Below are 25,961 nucleotides of genomic sequence, written 5' to 3' on the forward strand. Positions count from 1 at the left end.
GCTCCTTATCCTTGAAGTTGACGTGCGACCCGTTTTCGGGGAACGATGACATTAGAAGCCGGTTTTATCATTTCCTGCTTCTGGGCTTCTTCTATGACCTGCGCCTGCTTGGCAATCGTTGTTGCTTCAAATATCTTTTTCTGCGTCAAATCGGTTTGAAACTCCGCACGCATCCTCACCAGGATTTGTGCCGCTAATATCGATTGACCGCCTACATCCAAGAAATGATTATCCACCCCTACAGATTCCAGCTGTAAAACGTCACACCAAATCGCAACCAGTCTCTCTTCAATTTCATTTCGTGGAGCGGCATGAGAGCCTTGAATGAGCTGCGGCTGCGGCAGAGCTTTCCGATCAATTTTCCCGTTGGCAGTCAATGGAATTTGTTCCAGCGGTATGAACAGGGATGGAACCATATATTCAGGCAGTTTTTGCTGTAAATAGATCCTTAAATCTTGTGCCAATTGAGCATACTCTGAGACATCCATCTTAGTCGTAAAGTAGGCGGCTAACCGTAAATCAGCAGCGCTGAATTCCCTGGCAACAACCACTGCTTCATGCACATCAGGATGTTTCATTAAAGTCGATTCGATATCCCCCAGCTCAACCCGAAATCCCCGTATTTTGATTTGGTGATCCATCCGGCTTAAGTACTCCAGGCTGCCGTCCGCCGCATACCGAACCAAGTCTCCTGTGCGATATAATCGTTCATTGGGCTGGTCACTAAATAGATTAGGAATAAACTTTTCTTTCGTAAGTTCTTCTTGATTCAAATACCCGCGTGCTAGACCGGCTCCACCCAAATACAGCTCTCCGGGCACTCCGACCGGAACAGGATGCAGGTGTTTATCCAATACGTAAGCTTGTGTGTTGTGAATGGGACGGCCGATAGATACGGGAAGATCAGGCCCACGAACTACATTGCAGTATGTAGAATACGTTGTATCTTCTGAAGGCCCATATAAATTGATTATCTTCTCAACCGTTTCTACTTCATAGATTTGTTCAACAAGCTCACGCTTTAACGGTTCACCACATAGATTCACCGTACGCACTGCAGCAGGGATTCCCTTCATTCTGACCAATTCTCTGATCGCCGATGGCACGGTATTGATTAAGGTTACCTCGCTGGCTGCCGGCAGATGAGGGAGCTGCAGAGCATTCTCAGCCAAAATCAACTTTCCGCCCATACTCCAGGTGACAAACATTTCAAAAACAGACAGGTCAAAATTAATCGAGGTTGAGCCTAATACACCAGCGATCTCCTCTGCCGTATATACTTCCAGGGCCCATTGAATCAAAGCAATGACGCTGCCATGCTCTACAGCAACGCCTTTCGGTTTTCCGGTAGAGCCAGAGGTATAAGTGACGTATGCCAAATGATCTCCTTTAATCGGAGCCGAAGTACTTGGCGTATGACTGCCTGCCTCCATAATGGCATCCCGATCCCGATCCATGTAAACAACGTCTATTTCATGCTCCACAAACGATGCCGCCAATGATTCTTGTGTTAATAATACTGGAGCTTTCGCATCTTCCAAGATATAGGAGAGCCGCTCCGTCGCATACGTAGGGTCCAATGGGACATAAGCCCCTCCAGCCTTCAATATCCCTAAGATTGCGGCCAACATGTCAATCGTTCGTTCTAAATGAACACCAATCAAGGCCTCAGAACCAATCCCTTTGTGCAATAAATAATTGGCTACCTGGTTCGCGCGTTGATCCAGTTCAGCATAAGTGAGCCTCTCTTTACCGTAAACGGCAGCCACTGCATCCGGAGTCCGCTTCACTTGTGCTTCAAACCAATAGGGAATAGATGGATTTTTCGCCGGTTTTGTGCTTAAGCGATTCCATTCAAACAGGATCTGCTCATATTCTTGCTCAGTAAGCAGCGGAATTTGGTCGAAAGGGACTTGCGGTTGATTCATACAGCCTTCGAGCAGCTGCTGCAAATGGCCTGACATACGTGTAATCGCTGTTTCTTCAACATAATCTTCATCATAGAGCAGCGACCCTGTCCATTCCGTCCCCGTCCGCACAATTTCCAGCGTAACTATTTTTTCTTCTCGCAGATTGCTTAGAGAACTACCAGTAGAACCAGTAAACGCAGAGTCGGCAGTATCCCGCACAATAAATCCGGCATGGAGAACATTTGGTTCACTCATGCCCGTTTGTAACAACGTATGAACCGCTTTAACTTGGCCGCTAAAAGAATTCATTTCTGAATAATCAATAGACAGCGGAGTCATCTTGTCACGGCTTCCTTCCATCTCGATTCCAATAACGATCTGTTCCAGTCCCGTATAGCGGTACCATAAGCCGGCCCAAGCCGCCAAGAAAGCAGCTTGAATCCCGGTTTGTTCTTTATGGCTGAACGAAATCAGATTTTCAACAAGCTGGCTTGAGAAACGAATGGATTGATGTTGGCATTTCGTGATCATATTTCCCTCCTCCGATCGGTTTTCATAGTAAGGATTCAAGCGCTTTTTGATTTACTGCTTCCATAATTTCTTTTGCATGGTCGAGAAGATAAAAGTGACCGCCATCAAAGAATTGATATTCGATTTCTTTGGTTGTATATCGATTCCACTCTTCCAGATGGGTAACCAAATGATCCTGTTTTCCATTGAATATTGAAATTTCACAAGGTAAAGGGGTAATCTCCGCTTCGGCCGGATAGGTTTCTACCGCTTCCATATCCGCCCGGATGATCGGCAGAAACATACGGATAAATCCGGGATCATCCAGCAGCTCCTTCGGAGTACCGCCAAATTGGAAAATCTCTTTCTTCAGCTCCTCGTCAGGCAGCTCGGATCGCTTTGTTTTCGACGGCTGGTTCGGACTGGATCTCCCTGAGAAAAAAATATGCAGCGGACTTTGATTTCCTCGCTGCATGAACTTTTTTGCAAGTTCATAGGCAATCAAACTCCCCATACTATGACCAAACAACATATAAGGCTTCTGATCGATCTCAGGCTGAAGCATTGACCATACATCTTCTACGATATCTGCGAGATTAGTAAATAACGGCTGAGGGAACCGTCTCCCTCGTCCCGACAACTCAATCGGAACTAGTTCTATCGCTGGATTCACATAGGCAGACCAACTGTGATAGATTTGCGCTGTTCCCCCGGCAAAAGGAAAGCAGTACAGCCTTATTTTCCGTTCCATGCTCAATCACTTCCTAATTTTAGACCGAACTGCTGATCCTATGATCTAGAGATGTCTTTTCACCAATCGGGACAATCGGGTAATCCCTTCTTCAATCTTGTCATGGTTGTTAAATGAAAAATTCAAACGGATCGATGAAGAAGCCATTCGGCTTGGATTCACGGCAAATACACTGCCAGGGAAAAAGGTTACTTTCTCCGTTGTAATCGATTCTCTAAATAGTTCCATTGTGTTGATAGATTCAGGGAAACGAACCCAAATAAACAGTCCGCTCGAAGGAATTGTCCATGATCCAGCCTCTCCCAGCTGCGCTTCTAATTGATCTAACATGCCATTTCTGCGCGAACGGTATTCCTGACGCAAATGATGAAGATGATTGGCAAACTCGTCTTTTTGAAGGAAGTTAGCGGCAATCTGCTGTGTCAGCGTTGCGGTATTAATATCCGTTGCTTCCTTAACAATAGACAGCTTCTCGATGATCTCTTCATTTGCTATGATCCATCCCAGTCTCAAGCCAGGCGCAAGTATCTTAGAAAATGATCCCACATAAAATACCCAATCAGACTGAAAGGACTTGATTGCTGGAATCTCAATATCCTCATAAGCCAAGAAACCATAGGGATCATCCTCGATAATAGGCACTTCATATTCCGCGGCCAATTGAGCCAGCTTTTGCCGCTTTTCTCTACTCAGCGTATAGCTGAGTGGATTATGACCGCTCGGGATCACGTACATGCAAGCCGGACGCTCTTCGGTTTGCAATACCTGTTCTACCTGCTCCACATCAATCCCCGTTGCCGGATCGGTTGACACAGTCATCATCCGCGGCTGGAAAGGCTCCAGCACTTGCAGAAAACCGGTATAGGTCACTTCTTCGGCTAACACCGCCTTGCCAGGATCAAGCAAAAGACGTACCAATAAATTGATCCCTTGCTGAGCCCCGGCAGTGAGAAAGATTTGTGAAGTGCTGCACTCGACGCCACGCTTACGCATCAATAATTGAATTTGCCGTTTCAACTGCTCCGCGGGAGGCGCGTACTGAAGAGGATCCGATTGCCGAAGCAGCACTTCATTGGCCGATACGGCCAGTTGTTTCGCCGGAAAACACTCGGCATTGGGTAATCCGAGGCCAAAAGAGATATACTCCGGACCACTTGTTAACTCAAGCATATCTTGTAATGCAGAACGCTTCGTGTGCTGCGTCCAAGCTGCTAACCGCTGTGCCACGCGAATCTCTCCCTGTCTCTATAAATTCCCTCTTTTTAATTGCTCACGCTCTATCGCTTCAAATAAGGCACGAATATTCCCGTTTCCGAAACCGCGCGATCCTTTTCGTTGAATGACTTCAAAGAAGAGCGTCGGACGATCTTCCATCGGCTGTGCAAAGATCTGCAGGAGATACCCTTCTTCATCCCGGTCAACCAAAATATTAAGCCGGTTCAACCTGTCGACGGATTCATCGATCTCGCCAACACGTTCAGGCAGCAATGTATAATAAGCATCAGGGGTATAGAGGAATTTCAGTCCGTTCTTCTCTAAGTTCTCCACAGACTTGATAATATCGTCTGTTTCAAGCGCGATATGGCCTACCCCTTCCCCCCGGTTATAGTCAAGAAACTCGCGCACCTGGGACTTCTTTTTACCTGGAGCAGGCTCAACGATCGGAAATTTCACTCGTTCCGTATCATTCTGCATCGCTTTGGTCATCAATGAAGAAGTATCGGAGCTTATATCATCTTTATCAAATGAATTTAATAAATGGAAACCAAATACCTTTGCATAATACTTCGCCCATTCGTCCATGCTTTCGACATTAATGGCAAGATGATCAAAACGGGTTAAGCAAGTATCATAGGAAGAAACGCTCTGATTGACTTCTTTATAGTCAGGTAAAAATAAGCCTGCATATTCCGTACGCTCAACTAACGTATGAACCATTTCCCCATAAGCGCCAATCCGTGCAATTTTCACCTTGCCGTACTCATCTTCGATTATCTGCGGCGGCTCAAGCGGAATGCCGCCATTGTCAATCGCAGTTTGATAGAGCTTCTCGATCTCTTTGACCCGGAAGGCAATATCCTTCACGCCATCCCCGTGGGTATGAACAAACTTCGCGATTGGATGCTCGGGTTCATAGGTGGAGGTAAGTATAAGATTGATCTCGCCTTGCTGTAATAAATAGGAACACACATCACGGTGACCTGTTTCCAGACCTTTATACGCAGCGATTCGAAAACCGAACAGCTTGCTGTAATAGAAGACAGCTTGTCTTGCATTGCCTACCAAAATTTCCACATAATCTATATCCTCGATCGGAAACACATCACTAACAAACTGCTCCGTTTTCATCTCTATTTTTGCATTGCTCATCTTTTTCTCCTCCTCCGTAATATCGAACTGATCCCTTCAAAAGATCTTCCCCGGATTTAAAATATGGTTCGGATCAAAGACTTCTTTTATTCTTTTCATCCACAGGACAGCATCGCCATGCTCTTCGGCTAGATACTGTCTCTTTCCAAGTCCAACGCCGTGTTCTCCCGTACAGGTTCCCCCTCGCTCCAGTGCGAAGCGGACGATCAACTCATTTATTTTGTCTGCTTTGGCCGCTTCCTCCGCAAGAGATGGATCAATCGGAAAAACCGCATGATAATTGCCATCGCCAATATGTCCAAGAATAGCGCCCTGCAGGCCTTCGATTTGCATGACTTCTCTGGCATAGAGTACGGCTTCCGGCAAAACGGATAGGGGCACACATACATCCGTCGTCATTAATTTCTTCTTTGGCGCAGCTGCCGCTATGGCAAGAGCCGCATGTCGTCTGGAATCCCACAATTGTTCGCCGAATGCCTCATCAAACGTATGATCCCATTCAACAGCTCCCTCATCCCGGATGATTTCATGGACCCGTTCCCATTCAGCAGTTACAGTGCTGTTCCATCCGCTTAACTCTAAAAATAAGGTCGGTTTTTCCACATATGCCGTCTGTTTGTATGCATTGATCGCCTGGATCGTATATTCATCTACTAACTCAAGCTTACTGGGTTGTATCGAGCGGTACAGCATTCGATTCGCAGCCTTGCAAACCTTATGCAAATCAGGAAAAACTACCTTCGCATAAAGAAATGTCTCCGGCAGCGCATATACGCGCAATGTAAGCTCTGTGAATACAGCTAGCGTTCCTTCGGATCCCGCCAGCAGCCCGGTTAAGTTATAACCTGCTGAAGATTTCTTGGCCAAACTTCCCGTGTGTATGAACGAGCCATCCGCCAAGACGGCTTCCATTCCTAGTATTTGCTCCCTCGTCATCCCATAACGTACTGCACTGCAGCCGCTGGCATTGGTTGCCGCCATTCCCCCGAGTGTTGCATCTACCCCCGGATCAATGGGAAAGAAGAGCCCGTATTTCTTCAGCTCTTGATTCAGCTGCAGCCGCGTCACACCCGGTTCTACCCGTACAGCAAAATCATCTTGCCTAATCTCCAAGATTCGGCTCATATGGGTGAAATCTAAGCTTATCCCTCCTTGGATGGGAACTACTTGTCCTTCTACACTTGTTCCTAGTCCAAAAGGCACGATGGGACACCTGATCCGATTGGCATAAGCGACAATCTCTCTTAATTCTTCTTTATCCTTCGGGAAGATAACCACATCAGGCAAATGCTGCGCATGGTAAGAAGTAAGATCCTGGCTGTGCTGCTGACGTACAGCCGCACTCGTGCTTATTCGTTCAGGGTCGCGTATGATTTGAATCAGATTTTCCAACAACGCTTACCGATTCTCCTCCCGTTACGATCCGTTAGATGAATTGAACCTCTATACAATGATCTAGTATTTTTTTCAATTGCTCTTGGTTTGGTTTTCTCCATACCAGTCCAAATTGCTTCAATACCCACTCTGTTTTATCGGAGAGCATAACAGATTGTGTACGCTCTTTCTCTTCCAGTTCCTCAAAGAAACCAAAATGAAGCAATAAATGGTGAATATAAGGACCAAAATGTTCATCTGCATAGTGATCACTCATAAAGTCGATAAATTCGCCATAAGGAGCCATTTTCACAGGTAAACCGGATGCTTTTGCTGCTTCTCCCAGTTCATGGAAGCTGGTTTTCTCCATGTTCATCAGATGATAGGTTTCATTGCTTAACTGTTCCCGGTTAAATAGCAGGCATATACTGCGGCTGACATAGTCGATATAGGTAAAATCAATTTCACCTTGACTGCTGTCAGGGAAAATATTCATTTTGATCATCGATCGGATAATGGAATACAAACCGTTGTCTTCGATGTTTTCTTGGAATTTACCCGTTATGGAATGACCCATAATATTGCCAACTCTGAAAATATTGCAGTTTAATCCTTGATTTCTTGCTTCCACGATCAGTTTTTCTGCTTCTAATTTACTTTCGCCATAGGGATGACCTACTTCTTGGCCGATATCATGATCGTATTCAGTAAACACAACCATTTTGCGATCTTGTATATTTCCTTTGGAAACAGCTGTAGTCGAAATAAAATTGATATCTTTTGGCTGTTGTTCATGCGCAAATTGGATCAACCTCTTCGTACCCATTACATTGATCTCTTCAAATTCGGAGTAATCGCCAAAATGCTTCACTGTCGCTGCAGAGTGGATGATGCAATCTACCGTTCGGGCGAGTGAATGATATGCTTCATCTGCCAAACCGAACCTGTCATGTACCAAATTCCCATTTACAAGAGTGACTCGATCCCGATCAAATGGATGAAATCCAAAATAATATTTCCATTTATCTGTTAACCGCGCCTCAGCTTCTGCTTGCGTCTTCCCTCGGACAAGGACATAGAGATGACTGTTGGTCCCTTTAAGCAAATCGTTTAACAAGTGTATGCCTAAATAGCCGGTTGCACCTGTCAAGAAAATATGGGAATAATGGTGAACCTGAGCAAGATCCAGACGTTCCATTTCCTTATATCGCGCCTCATATTTATGGGTTTCTTCTTGAATAAACCGCTGCATTTCTGCAGAAACCGCAGATGGGGACTGCGAACTCTTCTTTAATTTCTCCAGCTTCACTTCAGGGCTATCCGATTGCTCTTTGATGTGCTTAGCAAGTTGGTAGATTGTCCGATAGGTGAACAGGTCACCTAGAGCCACTTGATAGTTGTCATGGAGCTTCGAGACAAATTGTATCGCTACAAAGGAGTCTCCTCCCAGATCAAAGAAATCTTCATGGATATTCACCACTTTCAAACCTAAGATCTTTTGCCAAACAACGGCGACATCAAGCTCCTTTTTACTGTAGTTGTTATCTTCTCTGCCAGTCAGTTCGATCGACTGCGATGGTGGTTCAGATTCACTCGGCAGAAACTTCTTAAATGTATCTAACCACTTCTCAGCCTTCGCGCTGGTTGCTCCGTCAAGGCGATCAAGGCTAAGTTCTTCTAAGTAAGCTGCCACCTCCCGAAGGGTTTGCAGCAGCTCCGGATTTGCTGCATGGATTGCGGATGTTTCAGGGATCTCAATCCAGCATCGAACGCGATCAAATGAATAAGCTGGCAGCGACACTTTATATGCGGATTCCTTACGATATAGCTTGTCCCAATCGATGTCGGCTCCTTTTACGTATAAGTCTGCCACCTTGATAAGCAGGCTCTCTTTTCCAGTTCCGGTTCCAAGAACTTGTTCCACATACTGACTTGCTTGTACACTTTCAAATGACTGCGTTGCATGCTGGTAATACACGTTTTTTTCAGTTTCTTCCCAGCCATGCTGAGCCAATCTCATTAATTTACATTGAAGATCCCGTATATCATTGACAACTATGGCAATACGATGCGGATAATGCGCTCTGCCTGTGCCCGCTGTATAACAGATATCCCTTAGATTGACCTGTTCACTCTGTTTCCGGGTAAGATCACGTACATAGTCATCCAGCAGCCGGTGTAAGGCTGTTTCTGTTTTGGCAGAGAGCGTAAATAAATGCGGACCCGTTGGTACGGCCTGCTCCTCTTTCACTTTCGGAGCCTCTTCCAGCACAATGTGACAGTTGGTTCCACTCATCCCAAAAGAACTTACTCCGCAAAGGCGGGTCTTTCCATCCGTTTCCCAATCTGCCAATTGATCATTGATATAAAGAGGTGATTCTTCAAACGAAATATTTGGGTTAGGTTTATGGAAATGTAAGCTGGCAGGAATTTGCCTATGCTGCAAACTTAATGCTGCTTTTATAACCCCTGTTATGCCAGCCAAGCTGTACGTGTGGGCATAGTTAGATTTAACGGATCCGACTGCACAAAATTGTTTCTTGTCGGTGTAACGCTTAAATGCATTCGTGATTCCCGAAATCTCGATTGGATCACCCAACCGGGTTGCTGTCCCATGCGCTTCCATGTAAGAGATGTGTTCTGGATTGATACCTGCATCTTTCCAAGCTTCTACAATAACGGCTTCTTGTGTGATGGGATTAGGAGCCGTTATGCTCACCGCGCGTCCATCGTTATTGGATGCACTTCCTTTAATCACCGCATAAATGTGATCATGATCCCGCATCGCTTTGCCAAGCGGCTTTAAGATCAAAGCTGCTGAGCCTTCACCCACTGCGGTTCCATCTGAGTTATCCGCAAAGGTTCGCGTCCGGCCGTCGGATGATTCCATACCCACGCGGGACCCAATATCGATCGGAAGCATATTAATCTTAACAGCGCCAACTATCGCCTGATCCATCTGACCATTACGAAGCATTTGGACCGCAATATTAACCGCACTAAGTGAAGAAGAACAAGACGTATCGATCAACATCGCGGGTCCATGCAGATCTAATAAATAAGAAATACGGCTTGCTGTCATTGGCCCCGAATTGCCCGGATACGCCAGATAAGTCGATTCCGGCTCTACATCCTGGATGATCGTTTGATAACTTAACGGCTTGGCGCCTTCACTGCTCACAATCACGCCTGTTTTTGATCCGACCAGTTTTTTACCGCCATAGCCAGCGTCTTCTATGGCTTTCCAAACCGTTTGCAAGAACAACCGCTGGTTAGGATCCATCAGATCGGCTTCTTTCGGAGTGATCCCAAAAAATGAATAATCAAATTCATCGATTTGTTCCAAATACGATCCCCGAAAATACTTGACCTCATCATTCAAAGTGTTTTTAAAGCGTAAGTAGGCTTCGATGTCTCCTCTGCGCTCTTCTGGAAAATCACCTGAACAGTCCATTTCATGAACCAAATTACTCCAAAACTCATTCTGATTTGCCGCTTTGGGATAATGCATGGCCATACCGATAATCGCAATTTCTTTTGTTGATCCTTCATTAATGATTGTTGTGGATGATCCCATTTTGCTGCTGTTGCCCTGCTTATCAAAGTTCAGAAGCTTGGCCATGTGAAATCCCCCTGTTCAGGCAGCATAAACTCATTTGCAACCGGCATACGGAGCAGTTGTTTCAGCCGTTTTTGCTGCTCGTCGTGCGGTACTCTTTTTGTTTCAAAAACAGAACGCAGCATTAATAGAGCGCCTGCCAGCTGCTCTCTGGTCGGTGCTTGCTTGGTTTGATCCAATTGCATGGCTAGCTGCTTCACCTTTTGATAAGGTTCAATTACACCTTTCCTATAAGCATCGTTATCCCAATTGCGATTTTTTGTCGCTACTGCGATCGCCAGGCACTTTCCGATAAAAGAAGGTTCTGTATTCTCCCGATTGAACACTCCCTTTACCTTTGGAATATCGCTTTCCTCTCCTAAAGACACGGTTATGATGGATTCTGCATTTTTTTTCATTAAGTTTTGCAGCACTTGCTTCGGTCCGAGCTCAATGGCTATCTTGACATTTTGAAGCCGTAGATACTCGATCGATTCCTGCCATCGAACCGGCTCTGTCATTTGCCGGGTCAAGCGTTCCATCAGATGATCCGAGTCATGCGGAAGAGCAGTCACATTAGAGATCACGGTGCAGTCTCCCCGGCCAAGGCTATAAGAAGATAGTATCTGGTTAAATTGATCAGCAGCAGGCTGCATCATGGGGCTGTGGAAAGATGAACTCACTTTCAAGGGATTGGCCGTCGCCCCCTCGGACTCTAACCATTCAGCGACTTTATTAACCGCCTCTTGATGACCTGAAAGCACGAATTGTTCCGGTGCGTTGTAACATCCAATGACAACCGGCTTGTCCTGGGTTGAGATTTGCACACACAATTCCTGAGCCCGTTTACGATCCGCCTGGCCAATTGCTGTCATTACGCCAAGACCGTTTGTATCCGCTTCTTGCATCAATATCCCGCGATGACGCACAATTTGCAAAGTATCAGCGAACGAAATCGCTCCACTGCAGGTTAAAGCAGAGAATTCCCCCAAACTATGCCCGGCAGCATAGTCCGGTTTAAGCCCAATCTCATCCATATAAACACGATATGCGGCTACACTTGCTGTCAATAAAGCAGGCTGCGTGTACTCCGTTCTTGTTAATTTGGACAACTCGTCCTCAAAACATATGGAAGATAGCTTGATCTTCAGCACTTCATCCGCTTCTTCAAAAGTTCTCCTAGCCACAGGAAATTCGTCGGCAAGACTCTTACCCATTCCTATGTACTGGGAACCTTGACCAGGAAATAATAGAGCTATCAATGATATGGCCTCCTTTAGAATTATTTTTCGGGTCCTATTTTCTGTGTAAAAACACCCCCTCGAATTCGTCATTTACAGAATGTTTTCTAAATCAAAAAAGGCAGCTTAAAAAGACATAATATTCTGAATTTAATTAAGAGCGAAATTGGGTTGGTTTGTTAAGTTGTTCCGAGTACAATTGGGCAGGTGTAAGCGATGGCAAATGATGGTTTTTTTTAGGTTCTATAGATGTAAACCATCACATAAGGGGGTTGGTTGCAAAAAATTAAAAAAAATGACGAAAAGACGCTTAAAAAATTTAAATGATTATAATTTTGCAACTCATTCAAGGTAATTGCTGTTTACTATTAAGGAAGCAAAAATACCGATCATTGAAAGGGTGCCCTCATGAAACAAGTGTCCAAATCGATTTTCTTGATTTTCACCTTACTTATTTCTATTACCACGATTTCAACACCGCCAAGTCTGCAAGCTGCAAGCTCAAAACCGGTTGCAAAAACATCCCCTCCCCCTGCGGAAATATCCATTCTGGGTTTTTTCGATCCTGCATTCAAATACTTGGATCAAGGGGATAGCAATACGCTCGACAAAGGCAATGAAACTGCAGAAATAGATGTATCTACGATTGCAAAACAAACCGTTGCATCGATCGGGGTTAATATTTATCTGGAGAAGTGGACTGGCTCTGAGTGGGTGCAAATTGGTTCAACCTCAGTTAGTGCATCAAAAAAAATAATCATGAGCGGATATGCGATATTTGGGATCACCACAGGCTATTACTACAGAGCACGCACCGTTCACTGGGTGAGTCATAATGGTGTATATGAACAAGGTGAGCGATATACGAATACGATCCTTGCGAGATAAATGAAATAGAGGGAAGGCGTTTGACCGCTCTTCCCTCTAGTAAACCTTATTTTATCTCTTCCGCAATTTGGATGATCTCGTCCCTTGTTAAAGACCCGGCAATAGAGACTACAACGTTCCCCATCATGTAGTCAAGGCTTAAGCGCGTATCCTTCGTTAGAAGCAGGTAAGCCTTCTGGCCGTTCACTTGAACTTCCTTATATTCACCCGCATTGTTATCCGTTCCAGTTGTAACTGTTTCGTTACGCTCCAGCATTCGGAAAGTAAGTAAAAAGGTTTTCCCGTCGTTCTGATGGGTGTACATTAATACGGCCTTCTTGGCCTTCTCTTGACCATTTCCGAAGAACAAAACAACATCTTCAAGTTTATATTTTTGGGGTACGAAACCGATTGCCGGATTAGCAAAAGCGATATTCTGAGCGGCCTCATCCCAGGTGGAGTAATGCTTTTCACCTTGAAGACCGTTATCCAAAACCTGTCCTTCCCCGGGGCTCCCATTGTCAGGCGGCGGAGCTGTTTTAGCTTTGCCCTGGTATTCGCTGTCGTTTCCGAAGATGATGCTTGATACGCCTGATTGAATACTTTTGATAGCTTGTGAGAAAGGGTTGAATGCTCTTGTCACCGAAGGTGTTGCCAGCAGGAAAGCCACCATAATTACTGCTGCTGCAGCAGCATACGGAATAAACTTGTATTTGCGGATGGTTCCCCGTTTTTTTATAATCATTTCAACTCTTGCCCAAGACGGGTCGGGGTCTGGAGACGGCAAATGTTTTTTTACCGCATCCTCAAAAGCAGAGTCAAATGCACGGTCAAATTCCTCTTTATTCACCTTCCTCCACCCCATTCTTTGAGAAATCGTTTTTTGATCGCTTCCCGTGCCCGATGCAGCTTATACTTTACGGTTTGTTCCGTGCATCCAAGCTCGGCCGCGATTTCTTTGTAAGATAAATCCTGTTTCCAGCGCATCTCCATCAGGATACGGTTTTCCGGTTTAAGATCATTCAAATAAGTGCCTATGCCCTCCGACATTGCTTTTAACTCGATCTCTACTTCAATAGCCTCCTTATCGGAAGAGAATTCAATGCCCTCATTCTTAGAAAAAATGTCTAAATCCATTTCGTTGCGCTTTTTTTTATTTTTTTTCAAATAGGAATAGGTAGTATTGCGAACGACCGCTTTTATCCAGGCTTTGAGCTGTCCCTCATTCTCAACAACCGGGATGTGTTTAACCACTTTGAGAAACGTTTCTTGAATAATATCCTCTGTTGCACCGTGATCCTGCACCATGTACATGATAACCCTGTAAACCATCGTGTAATATTCGTGATATACAGCTCTTTGCAAAGATGAATCGAGCGCTCCGAAATTAGCTGACGATAAGAGGAGTAATGTATTTTTCAAGCTTCATTCTCCTTTCACTGCCTCAAACGAAGAGGCATGCAAACGTATGTTCCTTCTCTACCAATTATATTAAATTTATCCTTATTTGAAATAGATACGATTTACTATTTTATACATCTCTGTAGATTATACACTAAATAAGACAAGGAACCACCATCGCAGCACGAACTCCATATCCGCTCGCGCGGCAAATATGTTCGTGTGCAAAAAAAATAGAATGCCTGAATGTGACCTCCATAAGAGTCAACATAATTCAAGCCATTCTACTATTTCTTGCTGCCTATATAAGTTTTCATTCATTGTCATCTTTTCATCATCCGAAGTATTGTGCGCGAGGCCGATCTGCAAGCGAAGCTCGCCGCTTTCAGTTCGTGGGATCCGATTAACTACGGCATCATCGAATCCAATCTTCAAGTTCATAAGGAAACCGGAATAGACCTTGGGCCGTCATCCGATGAGAGTGACTTTGGGGGCGATGAAGCGCTATTGAGCTTGGACCGGACTTACCGGAAAGAAAAACAGATGGCCGAGGCTGCTGCGGCTTACATCCATGAGAACCCCGATCTCAAGCTCATGTATGTTCAGTTCGACCTGCCGGACTCAGGCGGGCATTCGAAAGGCTACAACACATCCAAGCAGCTGAAAACGATCGGACAAACGGATTCCAACACCGGTATTATTCTGGAAGCTATAGACCATGCCGGACTGCTTGAGGAAAGCCTGATTATTTTCATCTCCGATCATGGAGGCGGCGGGGTGGATCCCAAGTCCCATGGTAGCGATCACCGCATGGACAAAACGATTTTCTGGGGTTGTTCCAATACGGGGTGGTTGAATGCGCCGCATCTGCCTCCCGATTTTGTGATTACCGATACGGCTGCGCTTGCTGTTCACGCGCTTGGACTTGAGGCGCCGGAAGCATGGGAAGCGAAGCTTCCGGCCAGGATGTAAGAACAGCAGGGGCTGCTGTCATTCCTGAAACAGTCCCTTCACACAATTAAGCCAAACGGACAGTGAGCTCCGCTCATGATAGGAGTCATCCAAGTGGTTGTCCCAATCATGAGCGGAGAGTCATCATTTAACTGACAACGGTGACACGCTCCTCTTTTTGAGCTTCGATAGCTGCTTGCGCGGCAGCAATTCTAGCCAAGGGAATCCGATACGGTGAGCAGCTCACGTAATCTAATCCCGCTTTGTGGCAAAAGAAAATGGATTCACGATCACCACCGTGTTCCCCGCATACTCCGGTTTTTATCTTTGGTCTAACGCTGCGCCCGGAAGCAACTGCCCATTCAATCAGTTGTCCGACTCCAGCTGTATCCAACACTTGAAACGGATTTTTCTGCAGAATTTTATGATCAAGATAATAGGCCAGAAATTTGTGTCCCGCATCATCACGGCTGTACCCAAAGGTCATTTGTGTCAGATCATTGGTGCCGAACGAAAAGAAATCGGCATGTGCGGCGATTTGTTTCGCCGTTAGTGCAGCGCGCGGTACCTCAATCATCGTTCCGACTTTGTAACCGCAGACACGCATTTTTTCCTTGCCAAGCTCTTGACGTGCGACTTTGTCCACGAGTTTTCGCAGCACCTTAAATTCCGATACATCCCCTACTAATGGAATCATCAATTCAGGGATGACATCCACTCCATCGTCTATGCAGCGCGATACGAATTGCCCCATGGCTTGGAAGATCTGCTCCTTCAATGTCTCCTCTAAACCATTTCCGTGTTCAAAGTATCGCAGGCATGCTTCCGTTGTTATAGTAAATCCGGGAGGAACAGGGAGTCCGGCACTTAGCATCTCTGCCAAATTTCGCTCCCTTCCCTCCGAGAATGGATCTCATTTCTCCGTTACCTTCAGTAAAATCATAGATCCATTTGGTATTAATCAAATTCCCTCCCTCCCTCGTTCTTATCCTCGCATTCCTCTGCGCATTCACCATAGAATCGCTTTACACGGTTTGTTGGAAGAGTATCTATAATTGCGCCGCATCTTTTGCAAATGATATAACCAAGTTCCAACGCTTCCTTCATTTCCTTGCTCTCATTACACGTAACGCTTTGGCTTTCCATAATCGCTCCGCCTCCTAATTTGTATTAATTCCACCTGCAAAAATGCATGACTCTGCGTGAAACTATTCAGCTATAGGACCAAGCAAGCCGTTTAATCTGACTATCCAACTCAGGTATATTCTATTCTCATAGCACCCCCTCTTATATAATACAACATAATTTCAATTAAGATGTATTAAATATTTAATAAAAGATATTAAATACGTTATAAATGAACTATATATCGCAATAAAAGGGCGTTAATGCGAATTATATCGCTGCCAGGACTTCTAATTTGGGGCTCTAAGGCACCCTCGTGCATGCGCAGGAAAAAACCGGTCACAGCCGCTTTCGTAAGCGCTAAGACCGGTTTTGGTAAAATTGCAGTAAGCATGGATTTCGTACCGCCTAAATATGATGGTCCATTATAAACAGCAGCAGCAGCAAATTCGTCAATCTTTCATCCTCTCCAGCATGTAATCGGTCGTACGAAGTGCCAGCTTTCCGGCAGCGGCAGCGGGCAGGTTGAAAAGGAAAGCTTCATCATCCATCACTCCCTGATTTACCTCGCGTCCGAATAGGGATAGGGGAAATCCAATGAACAGATGAACAAATTACTCGCGCCGCTAAGCGGGATGGACGAGTACGGATGGTACTCTATTGAAAAAAGGGAGAGCCCGTGTGTGACGAGCGCTCCCTAAGGTTATGAGGCATTATAGGTTATTACGGATGCTGGGCTAACCATTGGTCGGTTCCGACTGGGCATGAGTCGTACTTTATGATCTGTTCCCCTTGGAGCTGCGGGTTGCCTGTCGCGTTGTAGCAGACAATGAACGAACGGCGGTGATGATCCGACTCGTTCGCAGCGGAGCTGTGCAGCAGATTGCTATGAAAGAACAGCGCCGAGCCCGGTTTCATCTCGCAGTGGACAAGCTCGAACAACGATTCGATTTGCCCGATGCGCTTTGGATCTGCGCCGGTCTGCTCGCCGACTCTGCCGTGTTCCAGCTTATGGGAGCCGCGCAGCACGCGTAAGCAGCCGTTCTCTCGGGTAGCGGCGTCCAGCGCGATGAACACGCTCATCATATGCGGATAGATGAACCCTTGGCCGTACCAATACCCGTAATCCTGGTGCCACTCCCATGCCCCGCCGGAATGGGCTTCAGCATCACTTTGCCGTGAAAGAATGCGGCGTCCTCACCTAACAGTATACGTACGCCGTTGACCAGCCGGGGGCAAATGGAGACAGCCGACCACATATCGGACCCGAGTTCGTGCCAAAGCGCCAGTCGCGCTTTCCGGCCGGAACTGTCACTATTGCCATAAGTAGCGGCGGCCACGCGATCACCGCCTTCCACCTCGCGGATCATTCTGCTGACTTCCTCGCCGGAAAATAACCCTTCTACCAATAAGTACCCGTCCCTGTTGTACCGGGCCGTTTCTTCATGCGTCAAATACATGGCTTCTCTTCCTCCTCGATTGAATGGAATAATGACTAGAACTATCTTCTATCCACTCCCTACCTACTCCTTCAACGATCCAATCAACACACCTTTTACAAAATACTTCTGCAAGAACGGATAAACGAGCAAAATAGGAACGGTAGATACGATAATAACCGCGTATTTAATGATTCTTTTCGCCTGCATGGCGTCAATATCACTGGAGGTGATCACCAGATTGTCCAATCGGTTCTGAATGAGGATTTCCCTTAAAAATAACTGGAGCGAGTACATTTCTCGATCCCGTAAATAAATGACTGCGCTAAACCAGGAGTTCCATTCCCCGACCGCGTGAAACAGACCCATGACCGCCACGATGGCCATCGACAGCGGCAGAACGATTCTGAAATAAATGTAAAAGTCGTTGGCCCCGTCTATCTTGGCGGATTCGATCAGTTCCTCGGGAATACTCTGAAAAAACGTTCGCATCACGATCAAATTCCATGCCGAGATCGCTCCCGGCAGAACGATCGCCCATACCGTATTCAAAAAACCGAGCGATTTCACGAGCAGGAAGGACGGAATAAGTCCGCCGCCGAAAAACATTGTAATGACAATAAGGAGCATCATGAGCTGCTTCCACATCAAGCCTTTCCTGGATAAAACGTAGGCTCCCATGGATGTCACCAGCAAACTGATCGACGTTCCGAGAAGAACGTAATAGATCGTATTTTTATACCCGACCGCCAAATTGGGATTCTGAAAAACCAGCTTATAACCGGCCAGCGTCGGCTCGATCGGATAGAACAGAATGCCTTTATGCGCATAGAGACGGCCGGGATCGCTAAAGGAAGCGAACAGGACATACAGCAGCGGATACAAGGTCGCGATCATGAGCAGGGTCAATAGCGTTACATTGAACATATTGAAGAGAGAGCCGCCCAAACGTTGCCTTCTATTCATCGTTATTCTCCTTACCAAAGACTGATATCGTTCAGTCTTCTGCTCAATCTATTGGCACAGTACAACAAGATGAAGTTAATGATCGAATTAAACGTTCCGATGGCGGCGCTGTAGCTGTAGTCGGCTTGTTCCAGCCCCCGTCTGTACACATAGGTGGAGATGACGTCCGCAGTATCGAATGTAAGCGGATTGTATAAGAGCAGCACTTTCTCCCACCCTACGGCAAGCAAAGAGCCCATGCTCAGAATCAATAGGATGACGATTGTCGGCATAATGGAAGGGATGGTGATATAGATGACCCGCTGCAATCTCGAAGCCCCGTCGATTTCCGCCGCTTCATACAAATGAGGGTTGACGCCAGATAACGCCGCCAAATATATAATCGTACCCCATCCCAATTCCGTCCAGATGCCCGAACTTACATATATCGTCCGAAACCACTCCGGTTTCGTCAGCAGACTGGAGCGTTCTCCCCCGAAAAATTCGATCATATCGTTGATGAATCCCGTCGAACTCGTAATGTCTATGATGATGCCGGAAATGACGACAACGGATATAAAATGAGGCAAATAGGTAATCGTTTGAACGGTTTTTTTGAAAAATTCAGCCTTCAGCTCATTCAAGAGCAATGCCAGGATGATCGGAGCGGGAAAACCGAAGAGCAGACTGTAGAAGCTGAGCAAAAACGTATTCTTCAGAAGCTTCCAAAAATAATAACTATGAATAAAATCGTTAAAATGCTGGAGTCCCACCCACGGGCTCCGAGTGTAGGCTTGAAATCCTTAAAGGCGATAACCGCGCCATACATCGGCGTGTAATGGAATACGATGTAGAAGACAATCATCGGCAGGGCCATGAGGTAGAGGTATTTGTGGAGCTTGAAGTCTTTAACGGCTCTGATCCAGAACATACCCACTTGCGTCCACTCCATTCTGAGCAATGACTTGCACGGGGAATGAAATTGACCGCTTTAACTCTCCAGCGATTCATCCCCCGTCTTGAACCGAATCATCTCTTGTTCAGCCTCTCGATGGCATGCTGATAATTGGCAGTAACCTCATCGATTCCAAACGACTTCACCTGCTTGACGTAATCGTCGAATTTGTCGAGCGGTTCAACACCCTTAATGAACTTCAAAGTCATTTCGCTAACGTAGGTCTGGGTATCCATCATCGTTTTGGTGTTTGCCTCCTGCTCGTCGATCGTGAAGGTGATTGCTTTAATCCTTTATTTTCCGTAAACATTATTAGATTCGTTGGACAAAAAGAAAAAACCACCTGGAGTTATTTACTCGCATGTGGTTTGTTTATGGGTGCCATGTTTGGAATGCGCCGACATGGAACAGCGGCCAAGAAGGATTAAGAGCCGGTAATCGAACGGAGCAGCCATACTCGGCCCTACAGCAGATGTGCCAAGCTGCGTCTTAGGAACTCGCGGCAGCCCGCCGCTCCAGCAGATTGCGAAGCCTGCCGGGATAGTCGGTAATGATTCCGCTGACGCCTGCTTCGATCATCGCCGTCATATCCGCCTCGGCGTTGACAGTCCACGGATATACCGCCAGTCCTTGCGCTGCGGCCGCTTCCGCCTGACCGGCTTCCAGCCGCCTGAAGGAAGGATGCAGCGAGAACGCTTCGATGCCTGCGGCTTTGGGGAGCAGCGCATGATCCTTCAGCCACAGCTCATAGAGCAGTCCGATGCGCAGTGCCGGTTCGATCCGGTTCAATGCCGCCAAGCTGTTGAAATGAAAGGATGAAACGACGACGCTCCCGGTCCGGTTCTTCTGCCGCAGCAGCTCGGCGAGCCGCTCCTCGATGCCGCTTCCGATTCCGCCTTTGATTTCAATATTGATTTCAATATGCGGCGGCGTCAGATCGAAGACTTCTTCCAGCGTAGGGATATGCTCCCCTTGGTACGACGGATGAAACCATTTGCCCGCATCAAGCCGCTGCAGCTCGTCGACGGTCAGAAGACTGACGTCGCCATGACCATCCGTCGTCCGGTCGACGGCATAATCATGAATGACGACGATTTGTCCGTCATTGGACAAATGCACATCCAGCTCGAAGGCGTCGCAGCCCTGTTCCAATGCAAGTTTAAAGGCGGCCGGCGTATTCTCCGGCGCTTCCCCGGCGGCGCCGCGATGGGCAATGACTATCGGCGGTTTCGAATTCAATAGTACCACACTCCTCATAAACATGATTCGGATAAAAGCCGGGTTAATTCCCGTATTTCAAAAGCGTTCCCATCACCGTCCGCGAATGACCGTAATTGCCGTAGGCTTCATGAGCGCGTTCCAGCGGATACATATCGGAGATGAGAGGCAGCACGGAAATGCGGTTATCAGCAAGCAGGCGGATATACTCCGCGGTGTTCCTGCCTTCCATCCAGCGTGAATAGCCGATCGGATAATCCCGGTTTTCCTTTTCATAGCTTTCGTCGTACCTGCCGGGACCTCCTGCCCGGGAGATGACGATTTGCGCTTCTTTACCAAACATTAACGCTCTTGAAAATTCGGTCGATAAATCGCCGACGATGACGATCTTCCCTCTGTCCCGAATCCAGGACAGCGAGCGGTTGATAAGCTCCTCCCCGGGACCTCCCGCGCAGAGTATCACGCAGTCTGCGCCGTGCCCGTCCGTCATTGTACGCAGGCTGCTTTCCAGCGGCTCGCGGTCGGCATAAACATGCTCAATCCCATGCTGTTTCAGCAGCTCGGCACGGTCTTTGTTTACATCGAATGCCGCTACGCGGCAGGCCGCAGCAGATGCAATTTGCGCGATGATTTGCCCAAGAATGCCAAGTCCGACAATGACGGCGGATTCGCCGAAACGAAGATTTCCCCCAGCGATAAATCAACGCTCGCGAAGGAAGTGCCTGAGTGAACGAATGAAAATAACACTGACGCGCATACAGCCAAACGGAGAACATGCAGCTTGCGTTTCCACCCTTTACTCTTCGTTGTGGAGTTCATGCTTTTCCCCCTCATTTCGATTCGGATTTGAAATGAAACATGATGCTCAGGCAGTCCCCTCCCGTCACAGGCAGCGAGATGCCCGCATGCATGAAAGGATCACCGCCGGAAACCGCAGAGTTTTCTCCCGTGAGCGAGTAATCGAGCGAATCGTCCAATTTCCAGCGTTGTTATCACATAGTCCGCATGAGTGCCCGGCAGGCCAAGGGCATCGCCTTGATCTGCCGGCGTTTGAACTTGAATGAAACCCGGCTCACCGCAGATGGACGGCTGTAGCTATTCCCGTTCCAAACTTATAGCAGACGGCTCCATTTCAGCAGAACGGCGCTTTGCTCTTGCGTGAATTTCTTGCCGCTTAATGCGGCTACTTCTTTGTCGAATACTAGCAAAATAGCGCGTTTCACCTGTTCTTTCCCTTGCTCATCCGCCTTCTTGGCGAGCATGTGCTCCGCGCTTAGCGCTGTTGCCGTGATTGGATCTGCAGCGGCGAACCGCTTGACTAATACAGACAGGCTGTCATAGGTGACGGAGACGTTGAACGTAAATGTTTGCGATCCCGTATTTCCCGCTATATCGGCCGCCTGCGCGCTCACGCTGTTGCTGCCGGGGTTAAAATCATACGCGGGCCGATCAGTCAATGCCGATCCGCAAGGATTTGCAGCAAGACCGGAGACGCTGTCCGATGCTTGGCATTGAATCGTTACGGTTTGATCGACGGTATAACTGCTCGCTCCCGTAAAAGAAAGCAGAGGAGCCGTTTTGTCGATTTTCACCTCGAGCTGATGCGGCGTTTCTTTATTAAATCCGCGGTCCTCCGCCGAGTAAGTGACGGTCGTTACGCCTTCGGCCGACAAGGTGAACGATGCCGCAGCGCCGCTAACCGTAACCGGCTCCAGATTCGCCGCGCCGCTTGCGGAGTAGGTCACGCCGGCAACGCCGCTGCCGCCGACATCCGTCGCCTGGATTACAATCTCAGCGTCCCGGTTCAACCAGCCGGCTTCATTCGGAACCGGCACTATCGTCGCGGTCGAAGCGGGAGCCGCGGTATCCTCGGCGGTAACGGCAAAATCATCGTAGTAGGCGTCCGCTAGATTGTATCGGGTCGTGACCGCAATCAGTCTGCCATAAGCCGCATTCTCAGGTGCTTTGCCGGTTAATGTCACCTCCTGCCACTGGGCGAGTCTGCTCGAGTCCAAATGCTGCTCCAGCGTTCCGAGCGTCAAGTTATTGCTGTCGAAGAAGCGGAACATGAAGCTCGGCTGACCTGACTCAATGTAGAGCTGAACGCTTGCCGTATAATTTTTGCCCGGCGTAACCGGAATCTTGTCGCTCTGCAGGGCGACGGAACCGTTTCTGTTCCGGTCGGATATGTTCAGGCTGCTTGCGCCGGTGAAGCTCCTGCTTCCGTTTAACGCATAGGTGAAGTCCGTGCCAGTTGCAAACAGCGGGCTCCAGCCGGGAATAACACCACCAGCACCGTTCTCCTCAAAACCGGCGTTTTGCACCGGAACCGGAATGCCTACCGGCGGCTCCTTGACTTCCCCGTCCACTTCGATCCGGTACATAATCGTATTCGTCGCAAGATCGGTCACATACAGATTGCCGTCAGCGCCAAGCTCAAACCGCGAAGCAGCGGTAATCGTACGGGATTCGAGCGTTTCAGGATCGATGACCGTCAGCTTGTTATTAAAGAGTACATACAGCAGTCCGTCCTTCGACCACCGCATGGAATGATGCGCCCACTGCGAATAGCTGAGGCCCGACTGGACCTTTTTGCTTTTGACGATTTCGTACGTGTCCGGATTGATGGCGAAAATGTAATCGTAAGAGGCGCCCCAAATCAAACCGTCCGGGCCTACGGACAAGTCGCCGATGAATGCCGGCTTATCCAAGCCGTTAATCCGCAGCGGGAATTCGGTTATTTTCTGCTTCGTCACGGAATCCCAAACGAATATTTTCGCTTCGTCAGCCGCCGGCAGCGAGCCGAGGCCGCCGTTAATCGTTGTGGAACCGAACACTTTGCCGTTCAAATAAGCGAGACTGAGCACGCTCTGGTCCTGCACGATATTGCGGTATAACTCGCTGCCTCCCGAAGCGGGATCATAGACCGTCATGGCGCCGCCAAGCGTGCCGTAGGTCGGAATCGTCGCAATAAACAGCTTGCCGCCGCCGGAGGTCATATTGACCAGACGCTCCTGCTGCTGCCCCAGATCAAACGTCCTCTTCGGATTGTCCGCGCCGGGAGCGGCTTTCATGTCATATTCATACAGCGCTCCTTCGGGATAGACGCCCATATACATCTTGTCTCCCAGCGGGTACATGCTGTCGGCCTGGCCAATTGTAAAGGAGGTCACCGACAAGTCCTGGGGGTTGATGACGGAACCGCGACTCGACTGGACGCCGGAAACGAACAAATTCCCGTCCGGAGCCGAAACGATACGGTTGACGACGCCCGGCGTTCCCGGGATGACCGAATTGTACAGATGCACGGTCTTCGTCGCAATATTCATAATGGCAACGCCTCCGTCATACCGGACGGTGACCAGATTTTTGCCCGGCAAATCCGGATTGTCCGGGAACTCTGCCCAATCGGCGCCGCGCAAGCCGCTGCCGTATTCCATGCCCGTCAAAGCAACCTCATGCGTCGCCAGATCAAATGTTTTCAGCTTCTTGTCGGACATGTAGTAGATCTTGCCGTCCAGCGAATCCGTCTCGTGCAGCCCGGTCACATTGTCCAGCACGACATCCAGCCACGACTCCGTCGCTGTATCGTAGATATAGCCGGGCCCGGGAACTCCCGTACCATCCGTATAGCGGGCAAACAAGTACCGGTTGTCGATGGTGTCGAGATCGTACACCGTGTCGTCGGTCACGGGCACGTTAAGACCTGCCGCGATGTCCGTCTTTTCTCCGGTCGCCAAATTGACGCGGACAATTTGGCGATGGGCCGTGCCTGCATACACGTTACCGCCCTGGTAAGCGATAGAACGGACATATTCCTGCGGGATGCTGCCGATGACGCGTCCGTAATCCTTCACCTGCTTCGTGGCAGGATCGTATTGAAACACTTTCCCGCCGGGATATGTACCGACGTACGCTTTCCCCGTGTCATCCGTCGTGACGCAGATCGGCCAGGACTCACCGTCGAACTGGGCCGCCTGCTGAATCGTATGCGTGACGGGTGAATAGCTCCAAAGTCTGGAGCCTGATCCGTCGGCAGCGACATAGAGCGTACCGTCCGGTGCAACCGTATGGGCCCAAGAGCTTTCGGAGGGACCGATCGGTATGCTCCGCAGCAGCTTGTAATCCGCAAGATCGATGACGTTAAGATGGCCCGGCTTTCCTTTCGACGTGGTGTACAGCACGGGCCGTCCTTCTTCTTGTCCGACGGTTCCGTTAAAAACCGATACAGTGTAGTTCAGCGGGCAGCAGCTCCTCCGGCGTCCCGAACGTTTTTTGCGAAAGCTTGCTCTCCTGTGCGCTCACGGCTCTGCCCCCGATACCGGATACACCCGATATGAGCATGATCAATGCCAATGCAATCATCCATTTGTTGCGCATTAAACCTCTCCTCTCATCTTTGGGAATGAGGATGGCGAGCACGGGCTTTGGTGATCATTATGCCGCTCGAATAAGTGCCGAATCATCCCCCCATTACGAGTCCGATTATAGTAAGTGAAAGATGCAGCCGTAAATGAAGCGTTTTCATGTATCTTCAATTTTTCGCGGCAGGAGAGGCTTTAAGAGAAGAAATCCTTGCAAGATAAGGTTTTTATCGTTGTGGAAAATGATAAAGAGGTGGAAGATCGTTAACTGTCGTTCTGGTCGTTGATTTCGGAGGATCATGCGGAGTGTCTTGAGGTTTGGCCGGTATGTTGAAAATCAATAAAATGAAGCCGATTCCAAAAGGGATATACAAATGACAATCGTGCCCTGGTTTGTCTCTTCTTATAAAAAATGGAAGTACAGGTCATCAAACCTGTACTTCCATTTTTCTTTTTCGTCCGACGCTGCTTGAAGATACTCATACGAAGCTGACCGACGGCGTCGTAGAAGATGCGAATGAGATGGTTTTGCAGCATACCTTCTTGCAAGTCCAGTGGAAGGGCCGGCTGACCCATATATACTCGATGATCTATGTGCCATCTTCGATGATCATGTGCCATCTTCGATGATCTATGTGTCATCTTCGGTGATCATGTGCCATCTTCGAAGATCATGTGACGTCTTCGAAGATCATGTGCCGTCTTCGAAGATCATGTGCCGTCTTCGGTGATCATGTGCCATCTTCGGTGATCATGTGCCGTCTTCGATGTTCCATGTGCCGTCTTCGATGGCTAATGGAACAGCCCCGGCATCACCGCTCTTCCCTTCCTAACAGCCATAAGATACCTGTTTCACCATGGCCTATACTGGAATTCTGGAGCTAGAATAAAAAGTGGACACCTGTTAAGTGTAGATAGATAATTACGTTAACGAGGAGAGGT

The 25,961-nt window shown here is 47.9% G+C and carries 22 protein-coding genes and 1 pseudogene; 2 read left to right on the plus strand and 21 right to left on the minus strand.

Annotated features, from left to right (window positions below):
• Positions 1 to 5: 5 nt before the first annotated feature.
• From ACFPYJ_RS06230 to fabD, 7 genes are read right to left on the minus strand one after another with little or no spacing between them, the layout of a single operon-like run.
• Entirely contained in the window at positions 6 to 2,441 is a 2,436-nt protein-coding gene (locus ACFPYJ_RS06230) for a non-ribosomal peptide synthetase (protein WP_379187202.1), read from the minus strand.
• A gap of 22 nt (positions 2,442 to 2,463) precedes the next feature.
• On the minus strand, positions 2,464 to 3,171 hold the full coding sequence (locus tag ACFPYJ_RS06235) for a thioesterase II family protein (protein WP_379187203.1): 708 nt from the start codon (positions 3,169 to 3,171) through the stop codon (positions 2,464 to 2,466).
• A 45-nt stretch (positions 3,172 to 3,216) separates the two neighbouring features.
• Positions 3,217 to 4,398 carry an aminotransferase-like domain-containing protein gene (locus ACFPYJ_RS06240; RefSeq protein ID WP_379187204.1) on the minus strand — a complete coding sequence of 394 codons (1,182 nt, stop codon included), beginning with the start codon at positions 4,396 to 4,398 and terminating at the stop codon, positions 3,217 to 3,219.
• An 18-nt stretch (positions 4,399 to 4,416) separates the two neighbouring features.
• Positions 4,417 to 5,541: a 4-hydroxyphenylpyruvate dioxygenase gene (hppD, locus tag ACFPYJ_RS06245; RefSeq protein ID WP_379187205.1), complete on the minus strand. Its 1,125-nt coding sequence runs from the start codon at positions 5,539 to 5,541 to the stop codon at positions 4,417 to 4,419.
• 36 nt (positions 5,542 to 5,577) lie between these two features.
• Complete coding sequence (locus ACFPYJ_RS06250) at positions 5,578 to 6,936, minus strand: FAD-binding oxidoreductase (protein ID WP_379187206.1); 1,359 nt, start codon at positions 6,934 to 6,936, stop codon at positions 5,578 to 5,580.
• Positions 6,937 to 6,967: 31 nt separating this feature from the next.
• Positions 6,968 to 10,537: a thioester reductase domain-containing protein gene (locus ACFPYJ_RS06255; protein WP_379187207.1), complete on the minus strand. Its 3,570-nt coding sequence runs from the start codon at positions 10,535 to 10,537 to the stop codon at positions 6,968 to 6,970.
• The gene (fabD, locus tag ACFPYJ_RS06260; RefSeq protein ID WP_379187208.1) at positions 10,522 to 11,775 is read right to left on the minus strand and encodes an ACP S-malonyltransferase; all 1,254 of its coding nucleotides are present in this window, start codon (positions 11,773 to 11,775) and stop codon (positions 10,522 to 10,524) included. The genes ACFPYJ_RS06255 and fabD overlap by 16 nt, the downstream gene beginning before the upstream one ends.
• Before the next feature lie 387 nt (positions 11,776 to 12,162).
• On the opposite strand from fabD, the gene ACFPYJ_RS06265 reads away from it, so the two are divergent.
• Positions 12,163 to 12,642: a hypothetical protein gene (locus ACFPYJ_RS06265; RefSeq protein ID WP_379187209.1), complete on the plus strand. Its 480-nt coding sequence runs from the start codon at positions 12,163 to 12,165 to the stop codon at positions 12,640 to 12,642.
• A gap of 46 nt (positions 12,643 to 12,688) precedes the next feature.
• Here ACFPYJ_RS06265 and ACFPYJ_RS06270 read toward each other — a convergent pair whose 3' ends face one another.
• Together ACFPYJ_RS06270 and ACFPYJ_RS06275 are read right to left on the minus strand one after the other, a co-directional pair.
• Positions 12,689 to 13,471: a DUF4367 domain-containing protein gene (locus ACFPYJ_RS06270; RefSeq protein ID WP_379187210.1), complete on the minus strand. Its 783-nt coding sequence runs from the start codon at positions 13,469 to 13,471 to the stop codon at positions 12,689 to 12,691.
• Positions 13,468 to 14,043, minus strand: coding sequence for an RNA polymerase sigma factor (locus ACFPYJ_RS06275; RefSeq protein WP_379187211.1), 576 nt, complete (start codon positions 14,041 to 14,043; stop codon positions 13,468 to 13,470). Before ACFPYJ_RS06275 ends, ACFPYJ_RS06270 begins: the two co-directional genes overlap by 4 nt.
• 327 nt (positions 14,044 to 14,370) lie before the next feature.
• On the opposite strand from ACFPYJ_RS06275, the gene ACFPYJ_RS06280 reads away from it, so the two are divergent.
• Entirely contained in the window at positions 14,371 to 14,994 is a 624-nt protein-coding gene (locus ACFPYJ_RS06280) for an alkaline phosphatase family protein (RefSeq protein ID WP_379187212.1), read from the plus strand.
• A 127-nt stretch (positions 14,995 to 15,121) separates the two neighbouring features.
• On the opposite strand, the pseudogene ACFPYJ_RS06285 reads toward ACFPYJ_RS06280, so the two are convergent.
• The 12 genes and pseudogenes from ACFPYJ_RS06285 to ACFPYJ_RS06340 all read right to left on the minus strand — a co-directional run.
• Positions 15,122 to 15,859: pseudogene (locus tag ACFPYJ_RS06285) on the minus strand (putative PEP-binding protein); the annotation flags it as partial.
• A gap of 71 nt (positions 15,860 to 15,930) precedes the next feature.
• Positions 15,931 to 16,119, minus strand: coding sequence for a GapA-binding peptide SR1P (locus ACFPYJ_RS06290; RefSeq protein WP_379187213.1), 189 nt, complete (start codon positions 16,117 to 16,119; stop codon positions 15,931 to 15,933).
• A gap of 702 nt (positions 16,120 to 16,821) precedes the next feature.
• Positions 16,822 to 17,286 carry a phytanoyl-CoA dioxygenase family protein gene (locus ACFPYJ_RS06295; RefSeq protein WP_379187224.1) on the minus strand — a complete coding sequence of 155 codons (465 nt, stop codon included), beginning with the start codon at positions 17,284 to 17,286 and terminating at the stop codon, positions 16,822 to 16,824.
• A complete protein-coding gene (locus tag ACFPYJ_RS06300) occupies positions 17,181 to 17,558 on the minus strand; it encodes a phytanoyl-CoA dioxygenase family protein (RefSeq protein WP_379187214.1) in 378 nt (125 codons plus the stop codon). The genes ACFPYJ_RS06295 and ACFPYJ_RS06300 overlap by 106 nt, the downstream gene beginning before the upstream one ends.
• Positions 17,559 to 17,621: 63 nt before the next feature.
• Complete coding sequence (locus ACFPYJ_RS06305) at positions 17,622 to 18,503, minus strand: carbohydrate ABC transporter permease (RefSeq protein WP_379187215.1); 882 nt, start codon at positions 18,501 to 18,503, stop codon at positions 17,622 to 17,624.
• 11 nt (positions 18,504 to 18,514) lie between these two features.
• A complete protein-coding gene (locus ACFPYJ_RS06310; protein WP_379187216.1) occupies positions 18,515 to 19,255 on the minus strand; it encodes an ABC transporter permease in 741 nt (246 codons plus the stop codon).
• A complete protein-coding gene (locus tag ACFPYJ_RS06315; RefSeq protein ID WP_379187217.1) occupies positions 19,198 to 19,419 on the minus strand; it encodes a hypothetical protein in 222 nt (73 codons plus the stop codon). The genes ACFPYJ_RS06310 and ACFPYJ_RS06315 overlap by 58 nt, the downstream gene beginning before the upstream one ends.
• Positions 19,420 to 19,511: 92 nt before the next feature.
• Positions 19,512 to 19,676 (minus strand): hypothetical protein, encoded by a 165-nt coding sequence (locus ACFPYJ_RS06320; RefSeq protein ID WP_379187218.1) that lies wholly within the window; start codon positions 19,674 to 19,676, stop codon positions 19,512 to 19,514.
• 250 nt (positions 19,677 to 19,926) lie between these two features.
• Entirely contained in the window at positions 19,927 to 20,685 is a 759-nt protein-coding gene (locus tag ACFPYJ_RS06325) for a glycerophosphodiester phosphodiesterase (RefSeq protein WP_379187219.1), read from the minus strand.
• A 34-nt stretch (positions 20,686 to 20,719) separates the two neighbouring features.
• Positions 20,720 to 21,352: a zinc-binding dehydrogenase gene (locus tag ACFPYJ_RS06330; RefSeq protein ID WP_379187225.1), complete on the minus strand. Its 633-nt coding sequence runs from the start codon at positions 21,350 to 21,352 to the stop codon at positions 20,720 to 20,722.
• Positions 21,353 to 21,767: 415 nt separating this feature from the next.
• A complete protein-coding gene (locus ACFPYJ_RS06335; RefSeq protein ID WP_379187220.1) occupies positions 21,768 to 24,839 on the minus strand; it encodes a carbohydrate binding domain-containing protein in 3,072 nt (1,023 codons plus the stop codon).
• Between the two features lie 31 nt (positions 24,840 to 24,870).
• Positions 24,871 to 25,035, minus strand: coding sequence for a hypothetical protein (locus ACFPYJ_RS06340; RefSeq protein WP_379187221.1), 165 nt, complete (start codon positions 25,033 to 25,035; stop codon positions 24,871 to 24,873).
• Positions 25,036 to 25,961: the final 926 nt, after the last annotated feature.

The organism is Paenibacillus solisilvae, assembly GCF_042656405.1.
Lineage (GTDB): Bacteria > Bacillota > Bacilli > Paenibacillales > Paenibacillaceae > Paenibacillus_Z > Paenibacillus_Z solisilvae.

Excerpts from the sequence above, each read along its gene's own strand:
- ACFPYJ_RS06230 (WP_379187202.1), bottom strand. The coding sequence starts at position 2,441 with ATGATCACGAAATGCCAACATCAATCCATTCGTTTCTCAAGCCAGCTT.
- ACFPYJ_RS06320 (WP_379187218.1), bottom strand. The coding sequence starts at position 19,676 with ATGATGGATACCCAGACCTACGTTAGCGAAATGACTTTGAAGTTCATT.
- ACFPYJ_RS06235 (WP_379187203.1), bottom strand. The coding sequence starts at position 3,171 with ATGGAACGGAAAATAAGGCTGTACTGCTTTCCTTTTGCCGGGGGAACA.
- ACFPYJ_RS06265 (WP_379187209.1), top strand. The coding sequence starts at position 12,163 with ATGAAACAAGTGTCCAAATCGATTTTCTTGATTTTCACCTTACTTATT.
- ACFPYJ_RS06340 (WP_379187221.1), bottom strand. The coding sequence starts at position 25,035 with ATGCGCAACAAATGGATGATTGCATTGGCATTGATCATGCTCATATCG.
- ACFPYJ_RS06290 (WP_379187213.1), bottom strand. The coding sequence starts at position 16,119 with ATGGAAAGCCAAAGCGTTACGTGTAATGAGAGCAAGGAAATGAAGGAA.
- ACFPYJ_RS06305 (WP_379187215.1), bottom strand. The coding sequence starts at position 18,503 with ATGAATAGAAGGCAACGTTTGGGCGGCTCTCTCTTCAATATGTTCAAT.
- hppD (WP_379187205.1), bottom strand. The coding sequence starts at position 5,541 with ATGAGCAATGCAAAAATAGAGATGAAAACGGAGCAGTTTGTTAGTGAT.
- ACFPYJ_RS06300 (WP_379187214.1), bottom strand. The coding sequence starts at position 17,558 with ATGTATTTGACGCATGAAGAAACGGCCCGGTACAACAGGGACGGGTAC.
- ACFPYJ_RS06255 (WP_379187207.1), bottom strand. The coding sequence starts at position 10,537 with ATGGCCAAGCTTCTGAACTTTGATAAGCAGGGCAACAGCAGCAAAATG.